Source organism: Mycobacterium sp. SMC-18, from assembly GCF_045310895.1.
Lineage (GTDB): Bacteria > Actinomycetota > Actinomycetes > Mycobacteriales > Mycobacteriaceae > Mycobacterium.
The window spans coordinates 1-23,261 of the sequence record NZ_JBJIAL010000004.1; the positions used below are offsets into that span (position 1 = coordinate 1).

The following is a 23,261-nucleotide window of genomic DNA, read 5'->3' on the forward strand; positions in this document are numbered from 1 at the left end:
CACCCGACCCACCCGGGTCGCAGTTCAACGTAACCGTCACAACATCACGAAATAACTGCAACTACGAACTTAAGGAAACACCATCATGAAGAAGAACAGCCTCGGCGCCATGACAACCGGGTTGGCCGTCGGCGCATTCGCCGCGCTCACGATCGGCCTGGCCGCTCCGGCATCGGCCGACAACGGCGGGACGGTGGCACTTCCCGGCCCGGTTCCCGTGTACGCACAGGACACCTTCATCGGCGGTGCCAACCCCTACGTGCCGTTCGGCACCAACCCGATGGTGCCGTACGGCACCTGGGCGCAGCACTGACACCCGCTCGAAACACCACCCGCCCTCCGGAAGGAAGTCCCGTCATGATCCACGCACAGTTCGACCCGACCGCCCGCCAGCTCCTCGCCGCCACGGCCGTCGAAGCCAAGACCCGCAAGGACCTGTCCTGGCAGCAGATCGCCGACGCGGCCGGCCTATCGGTGGCCTTCACGACGGCCGCCGTCCTCGGCCAGCACGCGCTTCCGGAAGAGTCGGCCAAGGCCGTGGGTGACCTGCTGGGCCTGGACGATGCCGCGGTGCGGTTGCTGCAGACCATCCCGACCCGCGGGTCCATCCCCGGTGGCGTGCCCACCGACCCGACCATCTACCGGTTCTACGAGATGCTGCAGGTCTACGGCACGACACTCAAGGCGCTGGTCCATGAGCAGTTCGGTGACGGCATCATCTCCGCCATCAACTTCCGGCTCGATGTGCAGAAGGTTGCTGACCCTGACGGTGGCGAACGCGCCGTCATCACCCTGGATGGCAAGTACCTGCCGACTGTGCCGTTCTGATTTCTCGCGCCGACTGCCCTAATATGGTTGTTGATGTCACGAAAATTTTCGCAACAGCAAATTCTCGTGGCAAACTAGACAGAGGCCGCCGGCAGTCGGCTTCGAGAGGATGGATGCAGCGTGGCGACGCACCTGCGCATGGCAGCGGTGACCTGGCTGGTCGCCGCACCGGTTATCAGTGTCGGCGTGGCGAGCGCTGCACCGATGGATATGCCGCTCTCTCCCAGTGTTTCTGGTGATGCAGGTGGGGACAGCTCGGGAACGTCGCGCCCGGGCCTGTCTACCCTCGGGGACCTCCGCAAGGCGTTCGGCGGGCTGACCACCACCGCCACCACTGTCGGAACCGGTGCGCTCACCGGCTTCGGAGTCACGCCGTCTCCGGCCCAGCAACTGACGCCCAAATTCGGTGACGGCCGCAACGGCTCCAACATCTCGTCGGCGACGTCGTCCTCGAGCACGTCGGCCGCCCTGCCTTCGGGCGTCGTGAACACGACGCAGAGCGCACCGGCCAGCGAACCCGCGAGCATTGCCGAAACTCCCGCCACCGCGCCGTCGGTCCAGTCGGTCTCCGTTCCGTTGGCCGCGGCGAGTGCCGCGGCCGGTCAGACCGCACTCGTCGTGGCGGATGCGCCACTGGCGCCGGTGACGGCGCTGACGGGGCCGCTGCCGGCAGCTTTGGGTGAACCGATCCGAACCGTGGCCGCGTTGCCGGGGTTTGCTGTCGCGCAAGCGCTGCCCGTGGTCGACGGGTGGGCCTCCGCCGTGGCCGAGCTGTCGTCGCCGGTCGGCACGCCGGTGGCCGGAGTGCCGCGCGCCGTGTCCACCGGCCGCGATTTCGGGACCCGCGTCGAGCTACCGGCATCCGGCGGGGCGCAGACGGATTCGCGTTTCGCCGGCCACTCCGGCGGCACCGGGGAACTGCCGGGGCGCGCCCCCGCGCCGGCTGACCGGGTGTTCGCGGCCGACAACGCGATCGTCGCGGCGGCGCCGTACCGGGCCGGCTATTCCGACGACCTCCGCGCGGCCGGCCTGAGTGAGGTCGCCGCTGTCGCGGTTCCGGGTTTCACCGGCCTGTTGGTGCTGACCGGCGCCGGTGGGCTGATCGGCTTCCGGCAGGCCCGCGCAGGTCGCGCGATGCATGGCGGCACCCTCAATCGATTCGCGGCGCAGTAGCCCCGCGGCCCGTCCACCGTTCACGACGCAGAGCCCGCTCTGCGTCGTGAATTGCTTTGTCGCGGAGGGTATTCGGCCGCGGGCGCGGTGGTGTTGCCCAAACATGTTGGTGGGCACCATCTTTGGCTGAATTGCCTGGTCAGCGCGGCGCCGCCCGGCGATGCTGAAATCAGCGGGAATCGGGGCCTATCACACATCGGCGGGCGTTTGCCAGCCGACACGCCGAAGTGCCGCTCTGGTGAAATCGAGACGAGCTCCATCCGACGTGCAAAGAGCCCGGCCGACCGCTTACTCTGATGCAGTACCTCGAGTACATCCATCCGACAATCCCTGGCCGAAGCCGAACTTTGGAGCTGTGTTGACCTCATCCCGCCGTGTTCGTGGCGCCTGGCTGGCCGCTGCGTTGGCCGTCCTTGCCGTGCTCGGTGGGACCGTGGTGTCGTCGACGTCGCGCTGCCAGGAAGGTTGCAAGGTGGTCGCCGCGTCGCGCGACCTGTCCGTGTCGCAGCCCGCCGCTCCCGAGCCCGCCGTCGTGCGCGTCTCGCCGGCCGGCGGGGCGAAGAACGTCAGCCCCGCGGCGCCCGTGAACGTCACCGCGGCGAGCGGCACCATCACCGCCGTGTCGATGGTCAACGGCGCCGGAAAAGAGATTCCCGGGACGCTCTCACCCGACGCCAAGACCTGGACGCCCGCCGAGCAACTGGGCTACGGCCGCAAGTACACGATGACCATCGAGGCGCGCGGCCCCTCCGGCATGCCGTCGCGGCAGACGTCGAGCTTCACCACGCTGGACCCCACCTACCAGACGGCGGTGTACCTCAACACCGTTTCCGGTGCGCAGCTGCAGGAGGGCGGAACCTACGGCGTCGGCGTCGTGGTCACCGCGCACTTCGACGAGAAGATCGAGGACAAGGCCGCCGCGGAGCGCAACCTCGTCGTCACCACCAACCCGCCGGTCACCGGCTCGTGGCACTGGGTCGACGACGCCAACGCCCATTGGCGGCCGGAGAAGTACTACGCGCCGAACACCACGGTCAGCGTCGCGGCCAAGATTTACGGCGTCCGGCTGGGCGAGGACACCTACGGCCAGCAGGACGAGCATGTCTCGTTCCGGATCGGCAACGCCCACGTCTCCGTCGCCGACGACCACACCCACCAGGTCAGCGTCTTCGACAACGGCCAACTGGTGCGCACCATGCCGACCTCGATGGGCATGGGCGGCACCGAGACGATCGGCAACACCGTCATCTCGTTCTGGACCCCGCCCGGTGTCTACACAGTGATGGACAAGGCCAACCCGGTGATCATGGACTCGTCGACGTTCGGATTGCCGACCAGTAGCCGCCTCGGCTACAAGGAGACCATCCCGTGGGCCACCCGGATCAGCCATGACGGCATCTACCTGCACCAGCTGAACTCCACCATCTGGGCGCAGGGCAAACAGAACACCTCGCACGGCTGCCTCAACCTCAACAGCGAGAATGCCAAGTGGTTCTACGACTTCTCCGTGCCCGGCGACGTCGTCGAGATCAAGTACACCGGTGGCCCGCCGCAGATGCTGAGCCAGAACGGCGACTGGAGCATGCCGTGGGATCAATGGGTCCGCGGCTCCGCCCTGCCGCCGCCGCCCATGACCGCGGCGCCCGTCGCGGCCCCGCTGCCGCCGCGCTAGCTACCGCGCGAAGACAGTCACGGCCAAGTGTGAACTATCTCACAATGGCCCGGATTCGGGCGTAGCCTGAGGGCATCTTCGGCAAGGAGGGAGATGCGAATGAAGGGCGCACACCATGATCCGGTGGATCATTCCCGAACCACCCAGCCGCATGCCGGTGAATCCTTCATCGACACGTTGTGGCTGCCTGGCCTGGGCCTGATCGCACTCGGCATCGTCACCATCGCCGGCTTCGTCTTCGCAACCGCGTTCGGTCACACGGGGCTCGAGCTACCGCTCGGCCTCATCGCCGGCGCGCTGGTCACCGCGGGAGCGCTCGTCATCACGTTCGAGCATCTGCGGGTCAAGCGAGTCGAGGAACGGTGGCTGGCCGAACATCCCGAACGGCGTCTGCACGCGGGCTGATCGGCTGAGGCCTAGCGCGGCAGCAGCCGCAGAATCTCCGGCGTCCGCGGATCGAGGATGTCGTCGAAGTCGTGGTGCTTCTCGACGTACGCCTTGACCATCGGGCAGATCGCCACGATGCGCTTGCCCTGCTGCCGCGTGGTCGCCAGCGCCTGAGCGATCAGGACGCTGGCCAGCCCGCGCCCGCCGAACGCCGGATCGATCTCGGTGTGGTAGAAAACCCGCTGCTCGCCGTGCTCGATGAAAGCCGTGAGCCCCACGGGCTTTCCGTCGACCGCGATGCTGAATCGGTCGGCTTCCTGGGTCACCTCGACAGGTTCGCCGTTCTTGTCGGTGAGCATCACTCGGGCCTTTCCTCCGGTGGGTGGTTTCCGCGGGACCAGACGGGTGGTCGGTAGCGGGGGAGCGGGCAACCGCGCCGGCTCACCCTGATAACCGAGGACTTCACCGAACTGTTCCGACTCGGCCTGCCATTGATTGCGATATTCGACGATCTCGTCGTGCGTGCGTCCGACGAAGTTCCACCACATCAGCAGTTCTTCGGTGAACGGCGTGCCGCCGAGAATGACGGCCCGAGCCGGTTCGGCTCCGGTGTTGGCGAGGGTCAGATGCGTGGATCCGACGCCCTGATAAGCCATTTCGTACGGCTGCACCGGCGTATCGGCGACGGTCAGCGCGCCCTGGTCGAGCAGCACGGCGTGCTCGAAGGTGGGGTCGACGTCGAACTCGACGGTGGCGCCGGCGGGCAGATCGACCTGCGCACCGAGCAGCGGCGTATGCGTGTGCACCGGTGACCGCTGCCCGGCCAGCGCCCCCAGGAACACCGACACCGTGGCGCCGCCGAAGGAAACCGGCTGTGGCGCATAGTGGTCGAAGTTGCGGGGACCGTGGCGGGCGGCGTCGGGCAGTGCGACCCACAGCTGGACGCCGTGCAGGATCGTCGTCGCCGGGGTGGAGACCTCGGAGTGACAGATGCCGGCGCCGGCCGTCATCAGGTTCAGCTCACCGGGCCGCACCATCTCGTGGATGCCATGCGAATCGCGGTGTTCGATCTCGCCGCTGAACAACCAGCTGACCGTCTGCAGACCCGTGTGCGGGTGCGGCGGAACATCCATCCCGGCCTTGACGCGCACGTCTTCCGGGCCGTAGTGGTCGGCGAAACACCACGCGCCGACCAGCGAGCGGTCTCGCTGCGGCAAGGTGCGACGGACCATCATGGCGCGTGGCCCGCCCAGCGGCACCTCACGCGGCTCCAGAATCTCGATGCGGTTGGGAGGCCCGGCGGCACAGTCGTATTCGACGGGGTCTGCCTCAAGATTGCTCACGATTCGCCTTCCCGGCTGCGTACCATCGTCGCGTTCGCTCAGACCATACCTGCGCCGTCCTGGCCACAACCTGAAAGTAGGCAATGGACATCACCGAACCGGGCCCCGCGCACGTGCACATCGACAAGCAGTCGCCCCACGCCTACCGGACGTTGGTGGCGGTCGCGACCGCGGTCACCAAGACCGCTGCCGAGGCCGGGTTGTCGCCGGCGCTGGTGGAGCTGATCAACACCCGCGTCTCGCTGATCAACGGCTGCCCGTCGTGCCTGGAGATCCATCACCGCCGCGCGGTCAAGGCCGGCGTCACCGACAAACAGCTGGCGACGCTGCGCGCCTGGCGGGACACCGAGCTGTTCTCCGAGCACGAACGCGCCGCGCTACGGCTCGCCGAGATCACCACGACGCTGCCCGACCACGACACCGCCGAACGCGAATATGCAAGGGCGCGAGCGGTACTGAACGACGACGAGATGTCCGCGGTGATCTGGGTGGCCACCGCGATAAACGCCTTCAACCGGGTGTCGATCCTGAGCCGGCACCCGGTGCGGCCCTAGGTACCGGCCCGCAGCCGGTCCCGCAGGCCCGACGCGCGCAGCGCCTGCCGCTGCACCGCGGCCCGCACCTCGTCGGCCGATCCGACGATGCGCACCTTCTTCTTCGCGCGCGTGACAGCGGTGTAGAACAGCTCGCGGGTCAGCAGCCGGGAGTCGGCGGGCGGCAGGATCACCGTCACCTCGTCGGCCTGCGAGCCCTGGCTCTTGTGGATGGTCAGCGCGTACATGGTCTCGACGTCGGCGATCCGGCTCGGCGAGAACCGTTGCGTCGCAGTCGCACCCGCGATGTACACCTGGACACCGTCCGGGCCCGCAGCGACCAGGCCGGTGTCGCCGTTGTAGATGCCCAGCGCGTAGTCGTTGGCGGTGACGAGCAGCGGGCGGCCGGGGTACCACGGCGACCAGGTGGCCTGCCCGGTCTCGTCGGTGATCCAGCGCTCCACCTGACGATTCCAGTGCCGCACGCCGTAGGGCCCGTCGCGGTGCGCGCACAGCAGGCGGTGTTCGTCCATCGCCGTGAGGCCGTCGGCCCCGGCGCCGAGCAGCGCGCAGGCACGCACCTTCAGCGCGTGGCCCACCAGTGCCGGTCGCAGCGTCGCGGCCGGCTCGGCATCCTCGATGAACTCGATGGCCGCATCGCCGGCCCGCAGGAGGGTGAGTACCTGGTCGGCGTCACCGGACCGGATCGCTTCGGCCAGCCCGCCGATCGACGCCCCGAACCGGTGTGTGGTGTGCAGCGCCGCAATGCGTATGGACGGGTGGTCGGTGAGGCCGTCGACCAGGTCGGCCAGCACGGCACCCGCCTGCACCGAGGTCAACTGGTCGGGGTCGCCGACCAGCAGCAGCCGGGTGTCGGGGCGAACAGCCTCGAGCAACCGGGCCATGAGCGTCAGGGACACCATCGACGTCTCGTCGACGACGACGACGTCGTGCGGCAACCGGTTGCCGCGGTGGTGCTTGAACCGCGATGCGCTGTCGGGTCGCCCGCCGAGCAACCGGTGCAGGGTGACGGCCCGCAGCCCGCTGAGCCGTTCCCGGTCTGCCGAGTCGAGTTTGGCCACCTCGGCCGAGACGGCCTCCTGCAGCCGGGCGGCAGCCTTTCCGGTGGGCGCCGCGAGCGCGATCCGCAGCCGCCCCGGGTGCGCGGCCTGCGCCAGCAGTGCGAGCAACCGGGCCACGGTCGTCGTCTTGCCGGTCCCGGGGCCACCGGTCAGCACCGTCACCGGCTGCGTCAGCGCCAGTTGTGCAGCGGCCCGCTGTTCGGCGTAACCCGGTGGCGGGAAGAGCCGTTCGAGTTCGGTGTCGTCGACCGACCGCGACGGTTGCGCCGACAGTGCCAGCAGGTCGGTGCACACCTGCTGTTCTTCGCGCCAGTAACGGTCCAGGTACAGCAACCGCTCGTGGTCCAGCCGGATGGCCTTGCCCGTCAACGGACTGTCCGCAACGGCGGCGATCAGCTCGCCGGGTGCCGGCCAGGGCAGGTCACCGCCGATGTCGTCGGCGACGGTGGTGAGGTCGACGCACACCGAGCCTTCCCACAGCGCCCGGACCGCCAGCCCGACCGCGAGGGCGACGACATCGCGCGTCTCCTCGGCCAGCGCGCAACACCGCTGGGCCACATGCACATCGGCGGCGTTCAGCACGCCGGCGGCGTTGAAGGTCGCCAGCAGCCCGGTGGCCGCGGGCACCTGCCGCCAGTCCATGGGGTCGGGCAGCCGGTCCGGTGTTGCCTCCAGTGGTGCCGTCATGCTGCCGTCCCTCGGTCCAACAGGTCGGAAAGGCGGCTCACCAGCTCGACCGGCGGCTGCCAGCTGAACACGCCGCACGGGTGACTGTCGACCACGGGGGTCGCCGGGCCGCACATGCCCCGGACGAACAGATAGGCCACGCCGCCCAGATGCCGGGCGGGCTCGTAGCCGGGCAGCCGCCACCGCAGGAACCGATGCAGCACAACCGAATACAGCAATGCCTGCAACGGGTAGTCGGAATGCATCATGGCCTCGGCGAGCCGCGGCGCCGTGTAGTCCGCCGCGGTGTTCTCGGTGCCGAAGTCGCCCAGCCGGTTGGTCTTGTAGTCCACGACCAGGTATTTGTGGCCGCTCTTATCCGGAACCCGCAGCACCGCGTCGATCGAACCCGACAGGTAGCCGTGCAGCCGCTGGTGTCCCAGCGGTTCGGCCTGCAGTCGCGCGCCGTAGGCCGACAGCGGATCCGAGGCCGGCAGCAGCTGGCTCACCAGCACGCCGACGTCGCCGAGCCGGATGTCCCGCGCGGCGTCGGGCCGGTCCTGGCCGCCGCCCAGCGGCATCTCGAAATCCAGTTCCCGCAACCGGTCCCGTAGCCCGATCTGCCGCAGCGTCAGGCCCGGTGCCAGCGGGCCGAGCGGGGTGTCGTGCATCGGCACCAGTGCCGAAGCCAGTTCAGCGGTGGGCACTTCGACGTTCCACAACCCGGCCTGCTCGTCGATCCGGGCCGCGAGTTCGGCCGTCAGATCTCCGGACAGCGGGTCGGCACGTTCCAGCACGGCGTGCACCAACGAGCCGAAGGCGGCGCCCGCGGGCAGCTGGGCCATGGGCGACGGCACGTTGCCAGGCAGTGGCGGTGGGGCCTCGGGCACGACATCGGCGGATTCGTCGTCCCGCAGCGCGCTGTCCGGTTCGCTGGTCACGGCCTGCCCGTCGTCGTGGACGACGCGCACCAGCGCCGAGTACGACGTCCGTCGCCAAGACGTGTCGATGCTGCGGTGGAAATGCCGCACGTCCAGGTCGACCGGCGCCTCCGGTGCCGGCGGTGTCATCGGTGCGACGGGCTCGGCCGCCTCGACCACGGGACCGCCCGCGTGCTCCCACGCCGTGAAGCACGCCAGCGCGTCGTCGTCGGAAAGTGTCTGCGGGACAACGCAGTCCGGCACCGCGGTGGCGCCGGGCCGGCGGCCCCGCAGCAGCCGCGACAGGCCGCCGTTCTGTTCGTCCCGCGACGGTGCCCACCACGCCACCACCTGTGACTGTGCGCGGGTGAGCGCGACATAGGTCAGCCGGACGTTGTCACCGGCGGTCTCGGCCAGGCCCGCCTGCTCGGCCGCGGCCCGGTCGGTGGCCCCGGCACCGCCGACGTGCAGGCACCGCGTGCCGTCGGTGTCGTGGAACCGCAACACCGTGTCGGCCTTGACGAACCGGTTGAACCCGAACGGCAGATACACGACCGGGAACTGCAGCCCCTTGCTGCGCCACACCGTCATGATCTGCACCGCGGCGGCGTCGCTGTCCAGCCGGCGGTTGCGTTCGGCCGGGCCGCCGCGGTCCTTGATCTGGCGGCGCAACCAATCCCGCAGGGCGGGCAGGTGATGACGCTCGCGATGGGCGGTCTCGTGCAGGAGCTGGCTGACGTGCGCCAGGTCGGTCATGTGCCGCTCGCCGCCCCGATGCCCGAGTACCCGCTCGGGCAGACCCAGCGACACCACCGCCTCGAACACCGCCGCGATGCCCCGGTCCCGGGCGAGGCCGGCCCACTGCCGGATGGTGGTGGTGATTTGGTCGGTCAGCTCGTCGCCGCCGGCGGCGAGATCGGCCGCGCGGTGGCCGAAGAACATGGTGGTCGCGGCGGCCCGCACCACGCCACTGCGGTTGGGGGTGTCGAAGGCATCGAGCAGCCGCAGCCACTCCGCCGCCGCGGTCGAGGCGAACACATCGGTGTCGCCCGAATACACCACGGGAATGCCCAAGTCGAGCAATGCATCCCGGCACGGGACGGCGTCCAGGCCGCTGTCGACGATCACCGCGATGTCGCCGGCCGTCAGCGGCCGGCCGTCGAACTGCGCGCCACTGGCCAGCAGCACCGAGATGTCGGCGGCGAGATCCTTGGCGATGTACGGCCGCAACTGACCGATCGGCACCATGCGGCGCTGCGGCGTCCCGAACTCCGTGCGCGCGACGACCCGCAGCCGGAACGGGTCGTTGTGCGGTGCTCCCGTGAGCCGGTGCCGGTCGGTGCGGGCCTCGACGGGGTGCACCACGATGTCGTTGTCGCCGAGCGCCGCACCCTTGAGCACGGTCTGCAGCCGGTCCACCAGAACCTTGTCGCTGCGCCAGTTCTCGGCCAGCGTCAGCCGCTGGTCGGCACTGCGCGCGGCATCCAGGTAGGTGACGATGTCGCCGCCGCGGAACGCGTAGATGGCCTGCTTCGGGTCGCCGATCAGCACCACGGCGCTGTGCCCGACGAAGGCCCGGGAGATCACCTGCCACTGCACCGGGTCGGTGTCCTGGAACTCGTCGACCATGACGATCGGCCAGCGCCGGCGCATCCGGTCGCGCGCCGGTGCGTCGGGCTCCTCCAGCGCGGTGGCGAGCCGGCTCAGCAGGTCGTCGAAGCTCAGTACCCCCAGCCGGCGCTTGCGGCGTTCGAGTTCCTCGAGCACCGCCCGCGCGAACGAGAGGCGTTGCGCGGCAACGCTGTCGGGGTCGGCGGTCTCGGGCCGCAACTGCGCGCCGGGATCGCCGACGACGCGCTTGGCCAGATCGAGCGCATCGGCGAAGCTCAGCGCGGGCTCGTCGCGCTGGTCTCCGTAGGTCGTGAGGTACAGGTCGGAGACGATCTCGCCGACCAGATCGTCGAGGCTCTCCACCAACTGCGCGCCCGAATCGGTGTCGCCGGCGATGCCGAGGGAACGCAGCACCAGCCCGCAGAGCTCGTGCGTGGTGGCGATGGTCGCGGCGTCGAAATCCGACAGCGCGTCACGCAGCCGGGCCCGGCGCAGCACCAGTTCGTCGGGCGCTACGCCCCTCAGGTGACGGATCAAATCGTCGGCGTCGGCGGACGGATCATCCAGCGCCGCAACGGTCTTCACCAACTGCGCCCGCACCCGTTCGCGCAGTTCGCGGGTGGCCGCCCGGCTGAAGGTGATCAGCAGCATCTGGTCCAGCGTCGCGGCGCCCTCGGCGACATACCGCGTCACCAGACCGGCGAGGGCATAGGTCTTTCCGGTGCCGGCACTGGCCTCCAGCACCGTCGTCGTCGCCGGTTCCGGCAGCGGGCCGAGCAGATCGAACGCGTCCATCAGACCCGCCGTTCCGCGTCGAGCAGTGGCTGCCACAGCCGGGCCGCGTACGCGCCCAGGCGCGTGGTCTCGCCGCGGACGGCGACCTCGTCGGGTCGCGGCGGGTCGAGCAACACGTGCAACGGCGCGGCCGGCCCCCAGACCTCCACGTATTCGGCCCCGTCCTTCTCGAACCGCCATTCCGACTCGGCGCCCCGCTCCGGTACCGGGTCGTCGAACAGCCGCGCCCGCGCCCACTCCAGCGACGTCTTCAACGGCAGGGGCAGCGGTTCGCGGCGGCCCGCGTCGTAGATCGCCACCAGGTCCCGCAGCACCGAAAGCGGTTGCTCCGGAGGCCGATACCCCATGGCGTGCACGCCGCCCCGTGGGCCGCGGCCGATGCAGTACGCCTCCCATTCGCGTTCCGGCGCAGCTGCCGCCAGCGCCACCAGGGTGACCCAGGCATGCAGCCGATGCTTGGCGCCCAGCTTCGAATAGGTGACCGTCACGGTGCGGTCCTGCCACAGCGGCGCGACGGTGCCGGTGAGCCTGCGGCACTGGCCCAGGTCGACGTCGATGTCCAGCGCACTCGCCTCGCCGCGCTGGAGCGTCCGGGCGGCGGTCGCCAGTTCGAGGGCCTCACCGCGGATTTCGTTGGCCTGCCGCCAGCCGAGCCGGCCCGGCGGCAGCGTGCCGCGCCGCCACTCGGCGCCGATGACGAAGTCCGGATCGCGGCCGATCTTCAGGTCGTCGAGCATGCGTTCCCCGACCGCCCACTTGCCGAGACCGTCGATGGCGACCGGGATGGCATCGGACAACTCGTCGGCGTCCCACGGCAGCGTGTAGTCCAGCGCCCGGAAGAACCCCTTCACCGGGTTCGCGAAGAACCGCAACAGTTCGGCGAGTTCGACGTCACCGCACGGCGATTCGTCCAGCGGGCCGTCGATGAGCCGCGGCTTCGGCCGGCGCTCGCCGAGGACGGCCCTGGCCCCGCGCAACGCCGCCGGGTCGTAGGTGAACGGCCGGTCGGGTACCAGCTCGTCACAGGCGACGGTGCGGATGTCGAAGGGCTGCAACGGGTGGTCGGCCACGATGCGGTCCCGGACGGGTTCCGTCGTGGTCCGGTCCAGCGCGTCGAGCAGCTCCTGTACCGGGACCGCGGGCGGCCGGTGCTCGCCGGAGTGTTCGTCGGTGCCGGTGTAGGTGACGACCAGGGTGTCGGTGGCCGCGCAGATCGCATCGAGCAGCAACTGCCGGTCTTCCGAACGGATGTCGCGTTCACCGGTGAGCGGGCGACGGGCCAGGACGTCGTCACCGTCGGCGATGTTGGTGCGCGGAAAGACGCCGTCGTCGAGCCCGACGAGGCACACCACGCGATGCGGCACCGAGCGCATCGGGACCATGGTGCACACCGTCAGCGTGCCGGTGCGGAAGTTGGCGCGGGTCGGGCGGCCGGCCAGCTGCCGGCGCAGCAGGGACCGGATATCGGGCAGCCGCAGCGTCGTGCCGGACCGAGAACCCGCGTGGGCCAACACTTTCGCGAGTTCACGGTCGAGTTGCGCCTGCTGCCACTGCTCGTCGGGGCCGACGCGGGTGAGCTGCGCGACGCCGTCGCGCAGGATCTCCACCCAGCTGTCCAGGGGCTGCGCGCCGGTGAGCCGGTCGACGACACCGCACAACCGCTGGACGTATTCGGCCAACCGGCCGGCCAGTTCCACGCGGTTCGAGTCGACGTCGTCGAGCGGCAATGCGGTGCCCAGCCAGCCCTGCGAATCGTCGGACATCGCGGCGCCGACGAGCAGCCGGTCGACCCCGAACTGCCAGGTGTTCTGCGGGTATCGCTGCAGCGCGTACGGGCTCCGGTGCGCCGCGTCGAAACCCCACCGAATGCCCGCCGCGCCAACCCATTCGGTGAGGTCCACGAGGTCGTCGTCGCCCCACGCGAAGCGCCGGCGCACTGGCTCGCTGTGCGCCAGGCTCAGCACCGCACTGGCGGTCGCCCGGCCGTCGGCGATGTCGAGCAGCTCGGCCAGCACCCCGAGCAGGGGATTGGTCTGGGTCAGCGCGCGGTCGGCCAACCGGACCCGCAGGCTCTGGGCCGGGTGGCCGAGGTCGGCATGCTCGCCCGCCCCGAACGCCGCGGTGATCAGCGGCGCATAGGTTTCGATGTCGGGGCACATCACCAGGATGTCGCGCGGCTGCAGGGTCTCGTCGTCGTCGAGCAGGCCGAGCAGCACATCACGCAGGACATCGATCTGCCGGGCCGCGCCGTGGCAGCGATGGATCTGCACGGACCGGTCGCCCTTGGCGAGCCGGCGCCCGCCGGGCCGCGCCTCGTCGGCCGAGATGTCGGACTGCAGCCGGCCCAGCAGCGTGTCCGGGAATCCGCTGCGGGGGTGGAACCGATCGGACTGCGCGGCCGGGAGGCCGCGTTGCAGCTCTCGCAGATCGCGGCCCAGGGTCTGCAGTAGGGGGTGGCCCACCCGCAACCGGCTGCTGTCCTCGCGCCGGAGTTCCGGACCGCGCAGATCGGACAGCGCCTGCCACAACGGGTCGCTGGGGTGCGGCAGCCACAGGTGCAGATCGTGGTGGGTCGCCAAGGCCCCGAGCAGTTCGAGATCTGCCGCGGGCAACCGGGTGTGCCCGAACAGGGACAGCCGCGGGGGTAGCTCGGACGGTGAATCGAGCAGCCGGGCAATGGTTTTCGCCTGCCGCACCGGGGGCGGGTCGGCAGCGACACGTTCGGCGGTCGCGCGCCACAGGTGCGGTTGCCACCGCAGGTCGTCGTCCAGCCGGCCGCCCGCGCCGTCGGACTCGCCGCCCGTCAGCCAGTCGGCGAGCATCGCCGGCCGGGCTTTGGCGTAGGTGTCGAACAGGCCCGCCAGCCGCCGGGCCACCGCGTACCGACGGCCCTGCCGCAACTGGGTCTCCTCGGGATTGCCCAGCGCGGTGTAGCCGAGGTGCGCGGCCAGGGTGCCCGCCCAGGGGTGGTTTGCGCCCAGATCGTCGAGCACCTCCAGTAGCGGCCACACCAGGGCGTCGGGCTCCCACGGGTTGTCGTCGGCCGTGCCCGTGATCTCCGCGAGAAGCGATGCGGGGGAGCGGAATTCGATACCCGCGCACACACCGTCGTTCGCCGTGCCGCGGCCGAGCGCATGGGACAGCTGCTGGCTGAGCCAGCGCTCCATGCCGCGGGCGGACACCAGCACCAGCTCGGAGGCGAACGGATCCGCCGGCGGTTCGGCGAGCAGTGCACCCAGCCCGGCGGCCAGCGCGCCGGTGTCCTCGGCTCGGTGCAGATGTAGCGCCATCGGACCACCCTAGGTCGGCATACCGACAGCTTTGTCGATGTGTGGCGTTACCCGGCGAACTCGGCGGCCAGACCGTCGATGCCGGCCTGGATCGCGGCCAGTCCGTCGGCGCGGGCCTTGAGCTTGCTGGCCAGGTGATGCTTGGGGTGCAGCGTCGCGGCGAATCCCGCGGCCACCTCCTGGGCGCGGCTCAGCACGTGCTCCTGGTCGACGATCTCGTCCACCCAGCCGGCCGCCCGGGCCTCCTCGCCGGTGAACGTGGCAGCCAGGCCGACTGCCCGCTGGAAGGCCGAATTGGTCAGTCGCAGCCGGAGGATTTCGATGCAGGACTGCGGCACCGTCATGCCGATGGCCACCTCGTTGGCCTGGCACCGCATCGTGGCCGAGCCGACCCGATGGTCGCCCGAGCACAGCAGGAACGATCCACCGGCGACGGCCGGTCCGGTGGCGGCGACCACCACGGGGACGGGGAAACGCAGGACCCGGTCCATCAGCTCGATGCCGCCGCGCAGCATGGCGAACCCGGCCGCCGCGTCGCCGGAACCGAAGATGGCGAGGTCGAAACCGGCGCTCAGGACACGGTTGTTGCCGGCGATCACAATCGACTTGACCGCTCCGGCCCCAGCGGACTGCTCGGCCTGATCGAGCGCGGCGTGGATGTTCTGCTGCATCGTCGGGCTCAGGACGTTGACCTTGCCGTCGTCCAGCGTGATCGTGGCAACCGCATCGGTCACGGCGTAGGTGACGGTGCTCATCGGTTCTCCCTCGGTCGGTTCCCTCGCGGGGAACGGGTGTGAGCCGATGCTAGACGTGCCGTCAGTGGCGTCCTGTCAGTGGACGGCGTTGCGGTGCCGGCCCTTCGGGCCGTCGTCGAACCACTGGATTTCCAGTTCGGTGGTCTCGTCGGCGGCGCGGCTGCGCCACCGGTCCTGCGTCTCCCGGACGGCCCGGTTCATCCGGTCGATCTCGGCGCGGAAGACGTCGGGCTGCGTCTCCTTGGAGGCGTAGTGGAAGTACGTCAGCACGCTGCGGAGCAGCTCGAGCTTCTGCTTCTCGCGCTTGGCGAGGTCGTGCGTCGTCATGAGCTCCAACCGCTGCACCGGCTGCAGCGCGGCCCAGTCGAGCACCGCCTTCGACTCGAACTCGCGGGGCTTGCGCCCGAACCGCGACTTCTTGCCCTGCGCGGGCGCCGGCATGTCGTAGTAGGTGAGCGTCCCCTCGAACCGGGAGCGGATGGACCCGCCCAGCTCCTCGCGGCTGATCGCCGAGTCCCAGATGGTTCGCCACTCCTGCCCTGGAGCCAGGATCGAGAGTTCGCTGGGCAGTCGCAGCTCGGTGACGTCGAGTTCGCCGTCGTGGTCGGAATCCTCATAGATGGCGACCGTCGGATGATTGGTGAAATCGAACGAGATGTTGTGCGCCGCCGTCTGCCCGAAGTTGCGGACCACCAGCTCGATCAGGTGCCAGTCCGACGCGTGCGGCTCCATGAACATGGTCACCTGCGGGCGGACCTGATCCTGCTTGAGCTGGCGATTCTTGGACAGCTGGCGGTTCACCGCGATCAGTACGACGATGCCGAACGCCAGTGCGGCCCACGCCGCGATGGCCAGCCAGCTGCCTGATCCCAGGCCTGTCAGGTCGTCCCAGCGTTGAGATATCCAGTCCACCGCGCCATCCAGTCGTCAAGTCTCATCGGTTTTATCCGACACTGAGACTAATATTCGCTGGTTGACTTGTACAACGGAGAGCGAAAGGTAGCTACGCCGCTAGCCGCCCATGAGCATGCGCCACTGGTCCAGGTCGCGCGCCCGGTAGACGTAATTGGTGCGACGGACGTCGTCGAGCGGCGCGCTGGGTTCGGCCGAGTACCAGTGGCCGGGGAAGACCGTCGGATCGCCGGGCAGGGCGGCCAGCGCCTGCAGGCTGCGGAACATGTCGTCGACGTTCCCGCCCGGGAAATCGGTGCGGCCACAGCCCTCCAGGAACAGCGTGTCGCCGGCCACCAGCCGGCCGTCGAGCAGGAAGCACTGGCTGCCGGGGGTGTGCCCTGGGGTGTGCAGCAGCTCGATCGGCACCGCTCCGACCTGCACGACGTCGCCGTGCTGGTGCGGCGTCAACTCCGACGGTGCGATGCCGGTGACCCGGGACACCCAGTCCGCCTCGTGGGCGTTGACGTGGACCGGCACGCTGACCCGCTCCAGCAGCTCGGCCAGGCCCTTGAGCTCGAAGCCCATCATCGAACCGCCGACGTGGTCGGGGTGGTGGTGGGTGACGAGCACGCCCGACAGGTGCATGCCGTCGCCTTCGAGGACGTCGACCAGATCGCCCGCGGCGTAGGCCGGGTCGACAACCACGCAGTCGCCGGTCTCCCGGTCGCCGATGAGGTAGGCGAAGTTGCGCATCTGCTGGGCGATCGGGTCCGTCGCCGCGAAGTCGCGACCGGCGAGCAACTGGCGGAAATACAGGCGGTCATCAGGCATGCCGACAGCCTAGGAGGGTCGTCTCGGCGTTGACGTGCGTGGCTGCAATCTCCGAGCGCATATCTCGTGCCAATTGAAGCCGGGTACGGATTTCGGGTGCGCGGCGTCCCTGGCGTCGATCACGAGGGGTTGGCGCGCTCGCTCATTGAAGCCAGGGACTTCGCGGGGGCCGAGCAATCCACAGTGCGACGTTCATCCACAGCTCGAACCCAACGACGGCGTGTGGGCGCCGCAGCGTCGGAGGCCGCCGACAACATCGCGTCATGGGGGTATTCATCGGCAGCGAGGCATTGGCCGCGGGAAAGGTCACGCGTAATGACCTGCGTCGGCACTACGGGCGCATGTTCCCGGACGTCTACGGACCGTTCGAGCCCACCGTCCGAGATCGCGCTCGCGGTGCGTGGTTGTGGTCCGGCCGGCGGGGTGTCATCACAGGCGTGGCGGCATCGGCGCTGCATTGGGCGAAATACGTCGACGACGACGTGCCGATCGAGATGCTCTGGCGCAACGGCAACCCGCCGAGCGGGCTGATCGTGCGGAATGAGGCGTACGCCGCGGACGAGGTCACCACGTATGACGGGATTCCGGTCACCACGCCGGGGCGGACGATCTTCGACCTGGGCCGCCACCTCGACCGGGATGCGGCGGTCGCCCGGATCGACGCACTGCTGTGGGTGGGCCGGGTCGGCGCCGACGAAGTTCAGCCGCTCATCGCACGGTATCCGCGGGCGCGCCGTCTCGCTCAGCTCGGCGTGGCGCTCGAGCTGAGCGACGACGGGGCCGAGTCGCCGCAGGAGACGCGGGTGCGGTTGCTGCTCACCGACGCGGGTATGCGCCCTACCGACACCCAGATCCCGGTTCATGACGGCAATCGGTTGATCACCAAGTTCGACATGGGCTGGAAGCACCTGCTGGTCGGAGTGCAATACGACGGAGGCCACCACCAGACCGATCGCGAGCAGTATGTCCGCGACCTGAAGGCGCTGCCGAGGCTCGAGGCGCGGAACTGGATCGTCATCAGGGTGATCAAGGAGGACACCGACGATGACGTCCTGGCCCGGGTCGCGGCGGCGTTGTACCGCCGGGGGTGGCGGGCGGCGTAGACGTATCTGAGTTCAGTGAGACGGGCGATTGAGCTCAGGGATCGTTTCGGCGCCGCAGAAGTACCTGACTTCAACCGATGAATAACCAAGGCGGCATTGGACGAGGCCAGGGACAAACCCGGAGCAAACCCGCGGCGGGACCGCCCGAACAGGCCGAAATAGTATGGTTGAGCTGCCGTTTTGGCAGGTGAAACCGCGAGACGGTAACCTCTTTAAGGCCCACGGGGCAGACGGTCGTAACCGACAGTTCGAAACCGAGGGTCAGGCCCCCTTAGCTCAGTCGGCAGAGCGTTTCCATGGTAAGGAAAAGGTCAACGGTTCGATTCCGTTAGGGGGCTCGGTGGACATATGGCGAGCGGAGCGACGGAAGTAAAAATCCGCCGCTGCGCCGCCTGTGTCTGTCGGGGCGGTGTAGCTCAGCTGGTTAGAGCGCACGACTCATAATCGTGAGGTCGGGAGATCGAGCCTCCCCACCGCTACCAGCACAACAGAGATTCGAAGCGAAAGAGGCAGAGACGTGGCGTCGAGTACCGACGTACGGCCGAAGATCACCTTGGCCTGCGAGGTGTGCAAGCACCGTAACTACATCACCAAGAAGAACCGCCGCAACGACCCGGATCGGCTCGAGCTGAAGAAGTTCTGCCCGAACTGCGGTACGCACCAGCCGCACAAAGAGTCGCGTTAGTCACTCGTCGTGGGTCTGGCGGACATTGTCGGCTATCACTACCGGCATCCCGAGTGCTACGAGGTCGGTCGCGAGAAGATCCGTGAGCACGCGACTGCCGTTCAGAACGACGACGCGTGTTTCCACCAGGAGTCGGCGGCCGCCGAGCTCGGCCACGACGCGCTGCTCGCGCCGCTGACCTTCATCTGCATCTTCGGCTACCAAGCCCAATTCGCGATGTTCGGCGATGCCGGCATCGCCATTTCTGATGCCCAGATCGTCCAGGTCGACCAGTCGCTGAAGTTCCTGCAGCCGATCAAGGCCGGGGACAAGCTGTACTGCGATGTGTACGTCGACTCGTTCCGTCAGGCACACGGCACCGACATCATCGTGACCAAGAACATCATCACGAATGACCGTGATGAGGTCGTGCAGGAGGCCTACACGACCTTGGCGGGTCGCTCGGGTGACGAGGACGGACAGGGAGGATTCTCAGATGGCACTTCGTGAGTTCAATTCGGTCAAGGTCGGCGACGCGCTGCCTGAGAAGACCTACCAGCTGACCCGGCAGGACCTGGTCAACTACGCCGGCGTCTCCGGCGACCTGAACCCCATCCACTGGGACGACGAGATCGCCAAGCAGGTCGGTCTGGACACCGCGATCGCCCACGGCATGCTGACCATGGGCCTCGGCGGCGGCTACATCACCAACTGGGTCGGCGACCCGGCTGCCGTGACCGAGTACAACGTCCGCTTCACCTCTGTGGTCCCGGTCCCGAACGACGGCGTCGGCGCTGAGCTGATCTTCAGCGGCCGCGTGAAGTCGGTCGACGAGGAATCCAAGTCGGTCACCATCGCGCTCTCTGCCACCACCGGCGGCAAGAAGATCTTCGGCCGCGCCGTCGCCACCGCGAAGTTGGCGTAGTCATGCCGCTGAATCCCAACATCCTGGGGATGGTCCACAAGTACCCGCAGGTCTTCGTCGTGGGCCGGGAGCAGGTCCGGCAGTACGCCAAGGCCGTCAAGTCCGACCACCCCGTCTCGATGGACGAAGCCGCCGCGGCCGAGTTGGGTCACAAGGCCATCGTCGCCGGCCCGACGTTCGTGGCGATCGTCGCGCTGCTGGTCCAGCAGGACTTCTTCCGCGTCGTCGATGTCGGCATGGAGACCATGCAGATCATCCAGGTCGACCAGAAGTTCGTGTACCACCGCCCGATCCTGGTCGGTGACCGCTTGCACGCGACCGTCGAGATCATCTCCGTCGAGCACCGGTTCGGCGCCGACATCGTGATGACCCGCAACACCCTCACCGATGACGACGGCAGCGTCATCATGGAGGCCTTCACGACGTTGATGGGCCACGAGGGCGACAACTCGGTGTCGGTGCGCTACGACCGCGAAACGGGCCAGGTTTTGCGTTCGGCCGTCGGAGCGGATTAGTAACTCAGACTGGGGCCGATGTACACTCGGTCCTCGGGGATCCACCCTTTTCAGCGCGCTGTCCGTCGGTTACACATCGACCGATCGGGGAGCGCGCGAATTGTGTGAGGACCCAACCGGAAGCGCCGGCCTGGCCGGTGCTGAAGGGGCGTAGCTCAATTGGCAGAGCAGCGGTCTCCAAAACCGCAGGTTGCAGGTTCAAGTCCTGTCGCCCCTGCTCAACTGAATACCGATGTGGACACTGGAAATGTGACCACCTGGAACAGACGAAAGGCATGCGGTGAGCGACGAGCGCGATAGTGCCGGCTCCGCAGGCGCCGGTACTGATGCGGGCACCGACGCGAGCGAAAGCGAGTCGCAGGGCCAGACCGCAGTTGTGACGCGTCCGGCGCGTCCGACCGGAAAGCGGGCCCGGCGGGCCGTCGAGGTCGACGAGTCCGAATCGGACGCCGAGACCGGCGACACGGACTCCGACGCCGAGGACAGCGCGGCCGAGGCCGGCAAGAAGTCCAAGCCGAAGAAGGCTGACAAGTCCAAGAAGACGGGCCCCACTCGGAACCCGTTCGTGTTCGTCTGGAACTACCTCAAGCAGGTCGTCGCCGAGCTGCGCAAGGTCATCTGGCCGAACCGCAAGCAGATGATCGGTTACACGACCGTCGTGCTGGTGTTCCTGGTCTTCATGGTGGCGCTGATCGGTGGGGTCGATTTCGGTCTCGCCAAGCTCGTCATGTGGGTGTTCGGCTGACGCCGAGCGCCCGCCGGGACGAGCTCAAGAACGTAAGAGAGGACTGACTACCGTGACTTTCGATGGCGAGACACCTTCGGACGAGTCCGACGTGACCGCCGAGGCAGTCGAGTCGGTGGAGACCTCGGACGACACCGTGGACGCTGACGACACCCTGGAGACCGACTCGGCCGACGCCGAGGAAGCGCCCGAGACGACCGACGTGGTCGTCGACGAGACGGCGGAAGCCGTCGCCGAGGAGCCCGAGGACGAGGATCCCGCGGTCGCGCTGAAGAAGCAGCTGCGTCGTCAGGCAGGCGAGTGGTACGTCATCCACTCGTACGCCGGCTACGAGAACAAGGTGAAGGCCAACCTCGAGACCCGCGTGCAGAACCTGGACGTCGGCGACTACATCTTCCAGGTCGAGGTGCCGACCGAAGAGGTCACCGAGATCAAGAACGGCCAGCGCAAGCAGGTCAACCGCAAGGTGCTGCCGGGCTACATCCTGGTGCGCATGGACCTGAACGACGAGTCGTGGGGCGCCGTGCGCAACACCCCGGGTGTGACCGGGTTCGTCGGCGCGACCTCGAAGCCGTCGGCGCTGTCGCTCGACGACGTCGTGAAGTTCCTGCTGCCGCAGGGCGCCGCGAAGAAGCCTGCCAAGGCGACCGCGGCCGCCGCTGCGTCGGGTGCCGACAGCGAAGCCACCCTGGCGCGCCCGGAAATCCTGGTCGACTTCGAGGTCGGCGAGTCGGTCACCGTCATGGACGGCCCGTTCGCCACGCTGCCTGCGTCGATCAGCGAGGTCAACGCCGAACAGCAGAAGCTCAAGGTGCTGGTGTCCATCTTCGGACGCGAGACACCCGTCGAATTGACCTTCACACAGGTCAGCAAGATTTAATCGCGAGCCTCGGCTCCCGGTTAGCAGGAACGTAGTCGCGCCGCGACTACCTAGAAAGGAACACCACACCAATGGCCCCGAAGAAGAAGAAGGTCGTCGGGCTGATCAAGCTTCAGATCCAGGCCGGCGCGGCCAACCCCGCCCCGCCCGTGGGTCCGGCGCTCGGCCAGCACGGCGTCAACATCATGGAGTTCTGCAAGGCGTACAACGCCGCGACAGAAAGCCAGCGCGGAAACGTCATCCCCGTCGAGATCAGCGTCTACGAGGACCGCACGTTCACGTTCGTCCTGAAGACCCCGCCGGCTGCCCGGCTGCTGCTCAAGGCTGCGGGTATCCAGAAGGGTTCGTCCGAGCCGCACAAGACCAAGGTCGCCAAGATCAGCTGGGACCAGGTCCGCGAGATCGCCGAGACCAAGAAGGAAGACCTCAACGCGAACGACATCGACGCCGCTGCCAAGATCATCGCCGGCACCGCGCGCTCGATGGGCATCACCGTCGAATAGTTCGACCCGTACACGTCGGGTACTCGAACTGAGCAATACGTGGAAGAGCCCGCTTCGGCTCGCTAACCACAACCTCTGAACTGGAGATTCAAATGAGCAAGAACAGCAAGGCATACCGCGAAGCTGCCGAGAAGGTGGACCGCGACAACCTGTACACCCCGCTCCAGGCCGTCAAGCTGGCCAAGGAGACGTCCTCGAAGAAGCAGGATGCGACCGTCGAGGTTGCGATCCGGCTGGGTGTCGATCCTCGTAAGGCAGACCAGATGGTGCGTGGCACCGTCAACCTGCCGCACGGCACCGGTAAGACCGCCCGCGTAGTGGTGTTCGCGGTTGGTGAGAAGGCCGAGGCCGCTGTGGCCGCCGGCGCCGATGCCGTCGGTAGCGATGACCTGATCGAGCGTATCCAGGGTGGGTGGACCGACTTCGACGCCGCGATCGCGACGCCGGATCAGATGGCGAAGGTCGGTAAGATCGCCCGCGTCCTCGGCCCGCGTGGTCTGATGCCGAACCCGAAGACCGGCACCGTCACCCCGGACGTGGCCAAGGCCGTGTCCGACATCAAGGGCGGCAAGATCAACTTCCGCGTCGACAAGCAGGCCAACCTGCACCTGATCATCGGCAAGGCGTCGTTCGACGAGGTCAAGCTGGCCGAGAACTACGGTGCTGCGCTGGACGAGGTGCTGCGCGCCAAGCCGTCGTCGTCGAAGGGCCGTTACCTGAAGAAGGTCACCGTCTCGACGACCACCGGCCCGGGCATCCCGGTCGACCCGGCCGTCACCCGGAACTTCACCGAAGAGGCGTAAGCCGAATCCGATTTCACGAAGGACCCCCGTACGACTTCGGTCGTGCGGGGGTTCTTCGTTGTCAGACGTACCAGTGGATGGTGCGCAGTCCGCGGTACACGCGCCCGAAGAACTGCGTGTGCCGTCGGCGGAAGGTGTCGATGGCCGCCGGTGCCACACCGACTCTCGCGGCCGTCGGCAGCACGATCTGATCCCGAATTCCCATGTGCGCCTTCTCGATCAGCCGGATCACCGCATCCGCGGTGAAATGGATGCGGTCCACCCCGCGCCAGAGCACGGGAATCGGGGCCGGACGGAGCTGCATCCAGGCGGTGATGCGTTGGCGAAACAGCGGTTGGGGCAT

At 68.3% G+C, this 23,261-nt stretch carries 23 protein-coding genes, 3 tRNA genes and 1 pseudogene; 18 read left to right on the forward strand and 9 right to left on the reverse strand.

Annotation, left to right across the window (positions count from 1 at the left end; translation table 11 throughout):
* Positions 1–85: 85 nt before the first annotated feature.
* From ACJH6J_RS04460 to usfY, 5 genes are all read left to right on the forward strand, one after another.
* Positions 86–313, forward strand: a complete 228-nt coding sequence (locus ACJH6J_RS04460; protein WP_244872772.1) for a hypothetical protein — start codon at positions 86–88, stop codon at positions 311–313.
* Positions 314–357: 44 nt separating this feature from the next.
* A complete protein-coding gene (gene cynS / locus ACJH6J_RS04465) occupies positions 358–828 on the forward strand; it encodes a cyanase (protein WP_406803566.1) in 471 nt (156 codons plus the stop codon).
* A 120-nt stretch (positions 829–948) separates the two neighbouring features.
* On the forward strand, positions 949–2,001 hold the full coding sequence (locus ACJH6J_RS04470) for a hypothetical protein (RefSeq protein WP_406803567.1): 1,053 nt from the start codon (positions 949–951) through the stop codon (positions 1,999–2,001).
* A gap of 355 nt (positions 2,002–2,356) precedes the next feature.
* Positions 2,357–3,673: an Ig-like domain-containing protein gene (locus ACJH6J_RS04475; RefSeq protein WP_406803568.1), complete on the forward strand. Its 1,317-nt coding sequence runs from the start codon at positions 2,357–2,359 to the stop codon at positions 3,671–3,673.
* 99 nt (positions 3,674–3,772) lie between these two features.
* A complete protein-coding gene (gene usfY, locus ACJH6J_RS04480; protein ID WP_212806976.1) occupies positions 3,773–4,078 on the forward strand; it encodes a protein UsfY in 306 nt (101 codons plus the stop codon).
* Between the two features lie 11 nt (positions 4,079–4,089).
* Here the strand turns inward: usfY and ACJH6J_RS04485 are convergent, their stop codons facing one another.
* Both ACJH6J_RS04485 and ACJH6J_RS04490 read right to left on the reverse strand, forming a co-directional pair.
* Positions 4,090–4,419 carry a GNAT family N-acetyltransferase gene (locus tag ACJH6J_RS04485; RefSeq protein WP_225433725.1) on the reverse strand — a complete coding sequence of 110 codons (330 nt, stop codon included), beginning with the start codon at positions 4,417–4,419 and terminating at the stop codon, positions 4,090–4,092.
* A gap of 18 nt (positions 4,420–4,437) precedes the next feature.
* Positions 4,438–5,403, reverse strand: a pseudogene (locus ACJH6J_RS04490) (pirin family protein); the annotation flags it as partial.
* 83 nt (positions 5,404–5,486) lie between these two features.
* On the opposite strand from ACJH6J_RS04490, the gene ACJH6J_RS04495 reads away from it, so the two are divergent.
* Entirely contained in the window at positions 5,487–5,957 is a 471-nt protein-coding gene (locus ACJH6J_RS04495; RefSeq protein ID WP_406803569.1) for a carboxymuconolactone decarboxylase family protein, read from the forward strand.
* Here ACJH6J_RS04495 and recD read toward each other — a convergent pair.
* The 6 genes from recD to ACJH6J_RS04525 all read right to left on the reverse strand — a co-directional run bounded on the left by recD (position 5,954) and on the right by ACJH6J_RS04525 (position 16,780).
* Positions 5,954–7,705 carry an exodeoxyribonuclease V subunit alpha gene (gene recD / locus ACJH6J_RS04500; protein WP_406803570.1) on the reverse strand — a complete coding sequence of 584 codons (1,752 nt, stop codon included), beginning with the start codon at positions 7,703–7,705 and terminating at the stop codon, positions 5,954–5,956. The two genes, ACJH6J_RS04495 and recD, sit on opposite strands and share 4 nt — an antisense overlap.
* Complete coding sequence (locus tag ACJH6J_RS04505; RefSeq protein WP_406803571.1) at positions 7,702–11,010, reverse strand: UvrD-helicase domain-containing protein; 3,309 nt, start codon at positions 11,008–11,010, stop codon at positions 7,702–7,704. Before ACJH6J_RS04505 ends, recD begins: the two co-directional genes overlap by 4 nt.
* A complete protein-coding gene (recC, locus tag ACJH6J_RS04510) occupies positions 11,010–14,300 on the reverse strand; it encodes an exodeoxyribonuclease V subunit gamma (protein ID WP_406803572.1) in 3,291 nt (1,096 codons plus the stop codon). The genes ACJH6J_RS04505 and recC overlap by 1 nt, the downstream gene beginning before the upstream one ends.
* 47 nt (positions 14,301–14,347) lie before the next feature.
* Positions 14,348–15,055 carry a crotonase/enoyl-CoA hydratase family protein gene (locus ACJH6J_RS04515; protein WP_406803573.1) on the reverse strand — a complete coding sequence of 236 codons (708 nt, stop codon included), beginning with the start codon at positions 15,053–15,055 and terminating at the stop codon, positions 14,348–14,350.
* Positions 15,056–15,130: 75 nt separating this feature from the next.
* On the reverse strand, positions 15,131–15,967 hold the full coding sequence (locus ACJH6J_RS04520; protein WP_406803574.1) for a hypothetical protein: 837 nt from the start codon (positions 15,965–15,967) through the stop codon (positions 15,131–15,133).
* A gap of 99 nt (positions 15,968–16,066) precedes the next feature.
* Positions 16,067–16,780 (reverse strand): MBL fold metallo-hydrolase, encoded by a 714-nt coding sequence (locus ACJH6J_RS04525; protein WP_406774363.1) that lies wholly within the window; start codon positions 16,778–16,780, stop codon positions 16,067–16,069.
* A 263-nt stretch (positions 16,781–17,043) separates the two neighbouring features.
* Between ACJH6J_RS04525 and ACJH6J_RS04530 the strand changes: the two genes are divergently transcribed.
* From ACJH6J_RS04530 to rplA, 12 genes are all read left to right on the forward strand, one after another.
* Positions 17,044–17,883 (forward strand): hypothetical protein, encoded by an 840-nt coding sequence (locus ACJH6J_RS04530; protein WP_406803575.1) that lies wholly within the window; start codon positions 17,044–17,046, stop codon positions 17,881–17,883.
* A gap of 265 nt (positions 17,884–18,148) precedes the next feature.
* Positions 18,149–18,221: transfer RNA gene (locus ACJH6J_RS04535), tRNA-Thr, on the forward strand.
* A 67-nt stretch (positions 18,222–18,288) separates the two neighbouring features.
* A tRNA-Met gene (locus ACJH6J_RS04540) sits at positions 18,289–18,365 on the forward strand.
* A 35-nt stretch (positions 18,366–18,400) separates the two neighbouring features.
* Positions 18,401–18,568, forward strand: coding sequence for a 50S ribosomal protein L33 (rpmG, locus tag ACJH6J_RS04545; protein ID WP_059015841.1), 168 nt, complete (start codon positions 18,401–18,403; stop codon positions 18,566–18,568).
* Between the two features lie 9 nt (positions 18,569–18,577).
* Entirely contained in the window at positions 18,578–19,057 is a 480-nt protein-coding gene (hadA, locus tag ACJH6J_RS04550; RefSeq protein WP_212806967.1) for a (3R)-hydroxyacyl-ACP dehydratase subunit HadA, read from the forward strand.
* The gene (gene hadB / locus ACJH6J_RS04555) at positions 19,044–19,472 is read left to right on the forward strand and encodes a (3R)-hydroxyacyl-ACP dehydratase subunit HadB (RefSeq protein ID WP_212806966.1); all 429 of its coding nucleotides are present in this window, start codon (positions 19,044–19,046) and stop codon (positions 19,470–19,472) included. Before hadA ends, hadB begins: the two co-directional genes overlap by 14 nt.
* Before the next feature lie 2 nt (positions 19,473–19,474).
* Complete coding sequence (gene hadC / locus ACJH6J_RS04560) at positions 19,475–19,987, forward strand: (3R)-hydroxyacyl-ACP dehydratase subunit HadC (RefSeq protein ID WP_212806965.1); 513 nt, start codon at positions 19,475–19,477, stop codon at positions 19,985–19,987.
* Positions 19,988–20,131: 144 nt separating this feature from the next.
* Positions 20,132–20,204: transfer RNA gene (locus ACJH6J_RS04565), tRNA-Trp, on the forward strand.
* A 63-nt stretch (positions 20,205–20,267) separates the two neighbouring features.
* Positions 20,268–20,732 (forward strand): preprotein translocase subunit SecE, encoded by a 465-nt coding sequence (gene secE, locus ACJH6J_RS04570; RefSeq protein ID WP_406803576.1) that lies wholly within the window; start codon positions 20,268–20,270, stop codon positions 20,730–20,732.
* Positions 20,733–20,934: 202 nt separating this feature from the next.
* Entirely contained in the window at positions 20,935–21,612 is a 678-nt protein-coding gene (nusG, locus tag ACJH6J_RS04575) for a transcription termination/antitermination protein NusG (protein ID WP_406803657.1), read from the forward strand.
* A gap of 71 nt (positions 21,613–21,683) precedes the next feature.
* The gene (rplK, locus tag ACJH6J_RS04580; RefSeq protein ID WP_020101322.1) at positions 21,684–22,115 is read left to right on the forward strand and encodes a 50S ribosomal protein L11; all 432 of its coding nucleotides are present in this window, start codon (positions 21,684–21,686) and stop codon (positions 22,113–22,115) included.
* A gap of 92 nt (positions 22,116–22,207) precedes the next feature.
* Complete coding sequence (gene rplA, locus ACJH6J_RS04585; RefSeq protein WP_061001845.1) at positions 22,208–22,918, forward strand: 50S ribosomal protein L1; 711 nt, start codon at positions 22,208–22,210, stop codon at positions 22,916–22,918.
* A gap of 61 nt (positions 22,919–22,979) precedes the next feature.
* Here rplA and ACJH6J_RS04590 read toward each other — a convergent pair whose 3' ends face one another.
* Positions 22,980–23,261, reverse strand: coding sequence for a hypothetical protein (locus ACJH6J_RS04590; protein ID WP_406803577.1), 282 nt, complete (start codon positions 23,259–23,261; stop codon positions 22,980–22,982).

What these genes read in the sequence shown, in the direction of transcription:
- ACJH6J_RS04460 (WP_244872772.1), top strand. Translation starts at nt 86, where the DNA reads ATGAAGAAGAACAGCCTCGGCGCCATGACAACCGGGTTGGCCGTCGGC.
- cynS (WP_406803566.1), top strand. Translation starts at nt 358, where the DNA reads ATGATCCACGCACAGTTCGACCCGACCGCCCGCCAGCTCCTCGCCGCC.
- usfY (WP_212806976.1), top strand. Translation starts at nt 3,773, where the DNA reads ATGAAGGGCGCACACCATGATCCGGTGGATCATTCCCGAACCACCCAG.
- ACJH6J_RS04485 (WP_225433725.1), bottom strand. Translation starts at nt 4,419, where the DNA reads ATGCTCACCGACAAGAACGGCGAACCTGTCGAGGTGACCCAGGAAGCC.
- ACJH6J_RS04495 (WP_406803569.1), top strand. Translation starts at nt 5,487, where the DNA reads ATGGACATCACCGAACCGGGCCCCGCGCACGTGCACATCGACAAGCAG.
- recD (WP_406803570.1), bottom strand. Translation starts at nt 7,705, where the DNA reads ATGACGGCACCACTGGAGGCAACACCGGACCGGCTGCCCGACCCCATG.
- ACJH6J_RS04505 (WP_406803571.1), bottom strand. Translation starts at nt 11,010, where the DNA reads ATGGACGCGTTCGATCTGCTCGGCCCGCTGCCGGAACCGGCGACGACG.
- recC (WP_406803572.1), bottom strand. Translation starts at nt 14,300, where the DNA reads ATGGCGCTACATCTGCACCGAGCCGAGGACACCGGCGCGCTGGCCGCC.
- ACJH6J_RS04515 (WP_406803573.1), bottom strand. Translation starts at nt 15,055, where the DNA reads ATGAGCACCGTCACCTACGCCGTGACCGATGCGGTTGCCACGATCACG.
- ACJH6J_RS04525 (WP_406774363.1), bottom strand. Translation starts at nt 16,780, where the DNA reads ATGCCTGATGACCGCCTGTATTTCCGCCAGTTGCTCGCCGGTCGCGAC.
- ACJH6J_RS04530 (WP_406803575.1), top strand. Translation starts at nt 17,044, where the DNA reads ATGGGGGTATTCATCGGCAGCGAGGCATTGGCCGCGGGAAAGGTCACG.
- hadB (WP_212806966.1), top strand. Translation starts at nt 19,044, where the DNA reads ATGGCACTTCGTGAGTTCAATTCGGTCAAGGTCGGCGACGCGCTGCCT.
- hadC (WP_212806965.1), top strand. Translation starts at nt 19,475, where the DNA reads ATGCCGCTGAATCCCAACATCCTGGGGATGGTCCACAAGTACCCGCAG.
- rplK (WP_020101322.1), top strand. Translation starts at nt 21,684, where the DNA reads ATGGCCCCGAAGAAGAAGAAGGTCGTCGGGCTGATCAAGCTTCAGATC.
- rplA (WP_061001845.1), top strand. Translation starts at nt 22,208, where the DNA reads ATGAGCAAGAACAGCAAGGCATACCGCGAAGCTGCCGAGAAGGTGGAC.
- ACJH6J_RS04590 (WP_406803577.1), bottom strand. Translation starts at nt 23,261, where the DNA reads ATGCCCCAACCGCTGTTTCGCCAACGCATCACCGCCTGGATGCAGCTC.